Source organism: Bulleidia sp. zg-1013, from assembly GCF_019798045.1.
GTDB lineage: Bacteria > Bacillota_I > Bacilli_A > Erysipelotrichales > Erysipelotrichaceae > Bulleidia.
The window spans coordinates 40,393-47,457 of sequence record NZ_JAGXEX010000009.1; the positions used below are offsets into that span (position 1 = coordinate 40,393).

Genomic DNA, 7,065 nt, shown 5'->3' on the forward strand with positions numbered 1-7,065 from the left:
GAATTGGTAAATATAGGCGAAGATAGAGAGCTACTAAAGGAATTAAGAGAGATAACGAAAAATAAGGAGAATTGGAAAACAACTATTGATGAAGTTTCTATTTACTTGAATGAAAATCATTCTGATGATGTGAAAGCAAAGGTCTTATGGCTTCTTGGAGAAATGGGATTAAATTATCATCTAAAAGTAAAAAAATATGTTGCAGATATTGCAAGTTACTTACATGATGATTGCCCTAAATTAAGAGAGCGTTCAGTAAATGCACTTGGAAGAATAGGCAGAGCTGATAAGGATTTGATTGTTCCATATTTAGACAAAATAATGGAAATGAGAAAAGATAATGTAGATGAAGTAAGACTCGCATTCCTTTGGGCTTGTGAAAATATTGCAACAAATGCCTCGGAGCTGTTCTGTGAAAAACTGGAATTATTTTATGAAATGATACGGGACAAATGGGAGAGAGTGCGGATAGAAGCTCCAGAAATGTTTCGAGTAATGGGAAAAAGAAAACCGCAGTATGTAAAGCCTTATTTAGAAAAATTACAATGGTTTGCAGATAACGATACAAACCCTGTTGTTCGTATTCATGGTGCCGGTGCAATACGGATTACCAAAAGAGCATTAAAGGAGAGTGAAGACAATGCCACAGATGACTAAAGGCGGAAAATATATTTTTGGTTGGTCGAAGATAGGAGAAAATGGAGAACTCACATTTCCAACAATGGCGGTAAAAGAATATAATTTACAAGAAGAAACCTATATTTATATTATTTCCGGTAGCAAGCAGACAGGGGGATTTTGTGTAATGACAGAACCCTTACTTTCTCATTCAAAACTTAAAAATATATTAGAAGAAAATCCAAGTTTAGCAGATAGAAGTTTAAGAGAGGGCGTGTTAATTTCCTACAAAGGAAGAAAATATGGCTGGCTTGCACTAAAAGATAATTCCATTTATCTCTCAACTACGTTAATGAAAGACTTTGAAATAAAAGTCGGAGATAGGCTCTTGTCTATTCGTAGCAGTGATATTACTTTTACAATGGGGGCAAGGGGAAGTTTAATAGACAAAGCAAATAAGTATAAGGGGAAGATTGAGATGTATTAAAAGTAAAGTAAATGAAGTTGTGATTAGTGATAAAATTTGTATTCAGGGGAAAGGTTCTATCCAATGTCGATTATGTCTTAGATACGCTTGGAGGAAATGAAACCGAAAAGCAGATGAGCATTTTGAAAAGGGGTGAAAAATTAGTATCTTTAAGAGCCATGCCAAACGGGGCTTTTGCAAAAAGAATGAAGTTGCCTAAGTGGAAAAAGATTATATTAGGTATTGCAGGTCGTAAGTTCGATAAGTTAGCAGAAAAATACGGTGTTACGTATGATTTTATTTTTGTAGAATCAAATGGAAAACAACTGCAAGAAGTGGCGGATATATTTGATAATCTTAAAATAAAACCATCCATTGATACTGTTTATCCATTTGAAGAAGTGAATAAGGCTTTAGATAAGGTAGCCAATGGACACTCTAAGGGCAAGACGGTTATTGTTATGGAAAGAGAATAAATCAGAGAGGGGAAGAAATATAGATGGAATTTAAAGAAGTAAATCAATTGCCAATTAATGTTGAAAAAGCCATAGAAAAGCGTGTTAGTACCAGAAGTTTTAAAGCAAGGTCATTATCGGATGAAGATAAAATATAAGCTGATGGCTTTTAATAAAACTTTGACTAATCCTTTTGGTATAGATGTTAAGGTACAGTATATCAGCAAAGATACCGGCGCAAAAAACGTGCAACTTGGAACATATGGAACTATAAGAACAACGTAAATGATGATGTGAAAAAAATTAAACGTTTAGATATCGGTATAGCATTATCACATTTTCACCAGACTGCCATTAGTAAAGGATTAAGCGGAAAATTTGAAATGCACGATATACATTTTTCAATTCCGGAAAATATACACTATATGATATCCTATATATCGAGCTAAGAATTAAGATGAATATAATTGAATATAACTATAGTTTCAAGTTTTTACATTTATACTTTCTATCATTTTCATATGTATCTCCATAAATGATTTTTAAATAGCAGGGAATCCGACAGTAGAAAAAAGAGCTTAAAAATGATATAATATACAAAATAGAATCTGATGGGGTGAAAAATGTTAATAAAAAAAGCAATAATCAGGGGAATTATCCCATTAATCATAATGACGACACTATCAATAATCATGAAATATCAAGGAATAGATGTTTTTCAAGTTAAGGGTACATTTTTAGTTGGGATTATCGCAACTTCGATAGCTGCGGCTTCTGTCATATATGAAATTGAAAAATGGTCTTTACTCAAGCAATCAATTGTTCACTTTATAATTATGTTCCTGACGGTATTTCCATGCTTATTAATAAGCGGTTGGTATGAATTAAATAGCGCTTTGGATTATCTTAAAGTATTTGGAATGTTTTTGTTAGTTGGAATTGTATTGTGGAGTGTTGCCTACTTTATTTTTGGGAAGATATTAGATAAATAGATAAGAATTTATAGAGGTGATTTTAATGACTTTACTAAAGGTAATATTGATATTAATAGGAGTTGTCCTTACCACATTGGGCTATTTCATTTATTTTAAAGAAAAATATAATTTGATTAATGGTTTTGAAGAAGATTATAAATCTGGAAGAAAGACAGAATCCTATGCTAAAAAGGTTGGATTAGCGGAGTTTATCATTGGAATTATCCTTGTTGTAATTGGGATTTGTGTGATGATTACTAAATAACAAATTCCGGTTTCGTACTATATAAGTGTAGATGTCAATGAAACATCTGCACTTATTTTTTATAATAAGGAAGTGGACGGGTAAATGGACGGATTTTCTCAAAAGATAAATTGTAATGACACATAATATAGATTTTAAGGGCTTTTCTTTTTTTGCGGGTTCTAGTATGCGTTTTATGAATACAATTAGATTAGAAAGAAATGTGAGGCTAAAATTTTTGACAGCAAGTGCGAGGGTAGAAATATCCAAGGCTTAGTTAAATGCTTTATATTTAGGGAGTTTTTTGTAAAAAACATATCAAAAAAAGGGTTCAGTTCAGAACCCTAGAAATAATAAACCATAATATAGGCAATCAATAAGCCAATGATAATTCCCACAATCACATCACTCAACCAATGTGCAAATAATACCAATCGACTAAGAGCAATCCCGCAAGCAATCACTAGATAGATAGGCCAATAAGGAAACTTTGTAAAAACCATTAAACCAGCCATAGCGAAAGAAGAACTACTATGAGCCGATGGAAAAGAAGAATCCTTAGGCTCTTTTTTTAGCAATAAACGATTCCTTTCACTGTAAAAAGGTCTAGTTCGTTTAAATAATGGTTTCAACATAACGTTTACTACTAAAGCCTGAATAGCAATGGTAACTAACATCAATCTTGACAAATAATGATATTCTGGAATAAACCAAAGAACAATCATTGTTATAAACCAAATAAGACCACCATCGCCAAGAAAGGACATACATTGGTTTAAATGAATCCAAAAAGGATTTGGAAATAAATCTTGTAAGAAGCGCAATATTTTCAGTTCCATAACAACTAATTATAGACTAAAAACGGTCGCCATTAAAAATTGAATTTTTAACAATCACATAATCCACATGACGAATAGCGTTTAAATCACGACCGCCAGCATAGGAAATCGAAGATTGAAGATCCTGTTCCATCTCTTGCAAAGTATCAAAGATAGACCCCTTACAAGACACTAACATTTTTTTTCCTTCTACATTTTTATGAACACCTTTTTGGTATTCCGAAGCAGAACCAAAATATTCCTTCATTTTTTGCCCGCCTTGCATCACAATTTCACCAGGTGATTCCTCGTGACCAGCGAATAAAGATCCAATCATTACCATAGAAGCCCCAAAACGAATAGACTTTGCGATATCACCATTGGTACGAATACCGCCATCCGCAATAATTGGTTTGCGCGCCGCCTTAGAACACCAACGAAGAGCCGCTAATTGCCAACCACCTGTTCCAAAACCGGTCTTTAATTTTGTAATACAAACTTTGCCTGGACCAATACCGACTTTTGTGGCATCAGCACCAGCATTCTCTAATTCACGAACGCCCTCTGGAGTACCAACATTACCGGCAATCACAAAGCTATTCGGTAGATTATTCTTAATATGATGAATCATATCTACCACTGAGTTGGAATGACCGTGGGCAATATCAATTGTGATATAGTCTGGTTGTAAACCCTGTACTTTTAATTCTTCAATGAAATCAAATTCACTTTGTTTAACGCCGACACTAATAGAAGAAATTAAACCTTGTGCCTTCATATGTTGAATAAAAGCTAATCGTCTTTCTGGTTGAAAACGGTGCATCACATAGAAATAGCCTTTCCTCGCTAATTCTTCAGATAAAGCTTCGTCCACCACTGTCTGCATATTTGCTGGAACCACCGGTAATTTAAAATGATATTTGCCAAAAGTAACATTTGGATTACATTCAGAGCGTGACTTAACAATGCACTTATTTGGAATAAGCTGAATATCCTCATAATCAAAAACAGAAAAATTATCCATAAAAAGCCCTCTTTTCATAGGGGAGTAAAAAGTATCCTCGTCTAATATAACATGGATTGAAAGGAAAGGTCTTAAGGACGTAGGGGAAGGAGAAGATTTCTTTGCAAAAAATGAAAAATTTACAAGATTTATATTATTTTTTATAAAATAGCAAAAAAAGTTCTAGCCATTTTAAAAAACATTTGTATAATATTAGTTAGAGAGTCATGCGCCGATAGCTCAACTGGATAGAGTATTTGACTACGAATCAAAAGGTTGCGGGTTCGACTCCTGCTCGGCGCGCTAAATAAGGAAGAGAAATCTTCCTTTTTTCTTATGTTTACAGTAGAATGATAGGGTATCTATAAAAGGAGTGTTTTAGAATGAGCCAAATACAAGAAACAATTATTAAAGCTCTTGAAAAGAGTGTCAACAATGTCTTCCAAATCCGGACAGAGGCTGGTTTATTGATGGTGGAAGAACCCCGTGATCGTTCCATGGGAGATTATTCAACCAACGCAGCTATGCGTCTTACGAAAGTGTTACATAAGGCTCCAATTGTGATTGCGGAAGAATTAGTTAATGATTTAAAAAATACCTTATCAGAAGCGTCCTCAATTGAAGCGGTAAAACCCGGTTTTATTAATTTTAGAATTAAAAAAGAAGTGTTATCAGAAGTTATTAATACAGTTTTAAAAGCTGGTGATAAATACGGTGAAAACACATCCGGTGTTGGTCAAAATATCTTAGTCGAATGGGTATCCGCTAACCCGACAGGTGATTTACATTGTGGTCATGCACGTAATGCGGCTTGGGGTGATTGTATTTCAAACCTATTAGAAAAGTCCGGTTATAACTGCTTAAGAGAATTCTATATTAATGATGCTGGTCATCAAATTGATATGTTAGGAGAAAGCCTAATTGCCCGTTATTTTGAATTATTGGGTAAGGAATATCCTTTGCCGGAAGATGGTTACCATGCGGAAGATGTAAAGAACATTGCTAAAGAAATCTTAGCTGAAGAAGGAGATAAGTGGTTAAACGCTGATCCTAAAGAACGTTTGGAACATTTCAAATTAACAGGTAAGAAAAAAGAATTAGAGAAGATGGAAAGAGATCTTAAACTTTATCGTGTTCATTTTCAATCTTGGATGCCGGAAACATTCTTCTATGAAAATAACATGGAAAGAATTAATGCGGTTTTAGAGAAGATGGATAAGATGGGTCTTACTTACGAAAAAGATGGGGCTTTATGGTTTAAGGCGACTGAATATGGTGATGATAAGGATCGTGTCTTAAGAAAGAGCGATGGCACTTTATCTTACTTAACACCAGATATTGCTAACCATGTTTATAAAGTAGAGCGTGGTTATGAAAAATTAGTTGATCTTTGGGGTGCTGATCACCATTCTTATGTGACGCGTATGAAGTTGGCGTTAAAGGCGCTTGGTTATCCGGAGGGTACATTGGATGTGGATATCATTCAAATGGTACGTATGGTCGAAGATGGTCAAGAAGTGAAGATGTCAAAACGTACTGGTAATGCGATTACTTTGCGTGAACTTTGTGAAGATGTTGGTGTTGATGCGGCTCGTTGGTTCTTTGTATCTAAGGATGTGGCTTCACACATGGACTTTGATTTCAATTTAGCCCGTAAGAAAGACAATAATAACCCAGTGTATTATTGCCAATATGCGTACACACGTATGAGTTCTATCTTAAGAAAAGAAGACTTGCCTGAATTCAAACCAACAAATGATTTTACTCGTTTAACAGATGAAAAGGAGCTTTATTTGATGAAGCTAATGGCTGAATTCCCTAAATTAGTAGCGGACGCGGCTCGTTTGCGTAAGCCAAATAAAGTGACGGAATACATCATGGATCTAGCGAAGAACTACCATAGCTATTACGGTAGCGCTAAGGTTAATAACATTGATGATCCAGAATTGACCATCCAACGTATTGGTTTGTTGATGGCTCTTAAGATTACCTTAAAGAATGCCTTTGCACTAATTGGTGTTGAAGCTTTAGAACAAATGTAAGTTGGAAAAGCGGTACAAAATGTATCGCTTTTTGATGTGACCCCCCAAAGTTAGACTTTTTTAGCGTAGCAGTTTATATGGCTGCTCCGCTATTTTTATGCGGTCAAGAGTCTAAGCCTGTATTGCACCGGACTTAGCCATCCCAGTTTTTCTTTAATTCTTTGTTCATTGTAATACTTTATGTATCGTTCGATTTCTGACTTTAGCTCATCATAGCTATAGTAAATAACACCATAATAGATTTCTTGTTTAAGTAATCCAAAGAAGTTCTCCATAACAGAGTTATCATGACAGTTTCCCTTACGAGACATGCTTTGGAAGATTCTATTTTCCTTAAGGCGATGAGAGTATGCCTTCATCTGATATGCCCGGCCTTGATCAGAGTGGAATGTTCTTCGATATTGGCAATCGGATGTTATTGCAATAGCCTGTTCCAATGCATTCA

At 34.8% G+C, this 7,065-nt stretch carries 9 protein-coding genes and 1 tRNA gene; 7 read left to right on the forward strand and 3 right to left on the reverse strand.

What is annotated here, in order from left to right; genetic code table 11:
- Positions 1–3 precede the first annotated feature (3 nt).
- From K7I92_RS06440 to K7I92_RS06460, 5 genes are all read left to right on the forward strand, one after another.
- Positions 4–657 (forward strand): HEAT repeat domain-containing protein, encoded by a 654-nt coding sequence (locus K7I92_RS06440; protein WP_220282492.1) that lies wholly within the window; start codon positions 4–6, stop codon positions 655–657.
- Positions 641–1,105 carry a hypothetical protein gene (locus K7I92_RS06445; RefSeq protein ID WP_220282493.1) on the forward strand — a complete coding sequence of 155 codons (465 nt, stop codon included), beginning with the start codon at positions 641–643 and terminating at the stop codon, positions 1,103–1,105. Before K7I92_RS06440 ends, K7I92_RS06445 begins: the two co-directional genes overlap by 17 nt.
- Positions 1,106–1,131: 26 nt before the next feature.
- Positions 1,132–1,560 carry a zinc-binding dehydrogenase gene (locus K7I92_RS06450; RefSeq protein WP_370627453.1) on the forward strand — a complete coding sequence of 143 codons (429 nt, stop codon included), beginning with the start codon at positions 1,132–1,134 and terminating at the stop codon, positions 1,558–1,560.
- A 602-nt stretch (positions 1,561–2,162) separates the two neighbouring features.
- Complete coding sequence (locus tag K7I92_RS06455) at positions 2,163–2,531, forward strand: DUF3021 family protein (RefSeq protein WP_220282494.1); 369 nt, start codon at positions 2,163–2,165, stop codon at positions 2,529–2,531.
- Between the two features lie 25 nt (positions 2,532–2,556).
- Complete coding sequence (locus K7I92_RS06460; protein ID WP_203245370.1) at positions 2,557–2,778, forward strand: DUF3784 domain-containing protein; 222 nt, start codon at positions 2,557–2,559, stop codon at positions 2,776–2,778.
- A 323-nt stretch (positions 2,779–3,101) separates the two neighbouring features.
- Here the strand turns inward: K7I92_RS06460 and K7I92_RS06465 are convergent, their stop codons facing one another.
- Positions 3,102–3,596 carry a phosphatase PAP2 family protein gene (locus K7I92_RS06465; protein WP_220282495.1) on the reverse strand — a complete coding sequence of 165 codons (495 nt, stop codon included), beginning with the start codon at positions 3,594–3,596 and terminating at the stop codon, positions 3,102–3,104.
- A gap of 16 nt (positions 3,597–3,612) precedes the next feature.
- Entirely contained in the window at positions 3,613–4,599 is a 987-nt protein-coding gene (gene guaC, locus K7I92_RS06470; protein ID WP_220282496.1) for a GMP reductase, read from the reverse strand.
- A 208-nt stretch (positions 4,600–4,807) separates the two neighbouring features.
- Here guaC and K7I92_RS06475 point away from each other — a divergent pair.
- Together K7I92_RS06475 and argS are read left to right on the forward strand one after the other, a co-directional pair.
- A tRNA-Arg gene (locus K7I92_RS06475) sits at positions 4,808–4,881 on the forward strand.
- An 80-nt stretch (positions 4,882–4,961) separates the two neighbouring features.
- Positions 4,962–6,620, forward strand: coding sequence for an arginine--tRNA ligase (argS, locus tag K7I92_RS06480; protein ID WP_220282497.1), 1,659 nt, complete (start codon positions 4,962–4,964; stop codon positions 6,618–6,620).
- 95 nt (positions 6,621–6,715) lie between these two features.
- Here the strand turns inward: argS and K7I92_RS06485 are convergent.
- Positions 6,716–7,065 (reverse strand): IS3 family transposase (locus K7I92_RS06485; RefSeq protein WP_220282498.1); only part of this gene is annotated, 350 nt, incomplete at its 5' end.

Coding starts and splice junctions, on each gene's coding strand:
- K7I92_RS06460 (WP_203245370.1), top strand. CDS start 2,557: ATGACTTTACTAAAGGTAATATTGATATTAATAGGAGTTGTCCTTACC.
- K7I92_RS06445 (WP_220282493.1), top strand. CDS start 641: ATGCCACAGATGACTAAAGGCGGAAAATATATTTTTGGTTGGTCGAAG.
- argS (WP_220282497.1), top strand. CDS start 4,962: ATGAGCCAAATACAAGAAACAATTATTAAAGCTCTTGAAAAGAGTGTC.
- guaC (WP_220282496.1), bottom strand. CDS start 4,599: ATGGATAATTTTTCTGTTTTTGATTATGAGGATATTCAGCTTATTCCA.
- K7I92_RS06465 (WP_220282495.1), bottom strand. CDS start 3,596: ATGGAACTGAAAATATTGCGCTTCTTACAAGATTTATTTCCAAATCCT.
- K7I92_RS06455 (WP_220282494.1), top strand. CDS start 2,163: ATGTTAATAAAAAAAGCAATAATCAGGGGAATTATCCCATTAATCATA.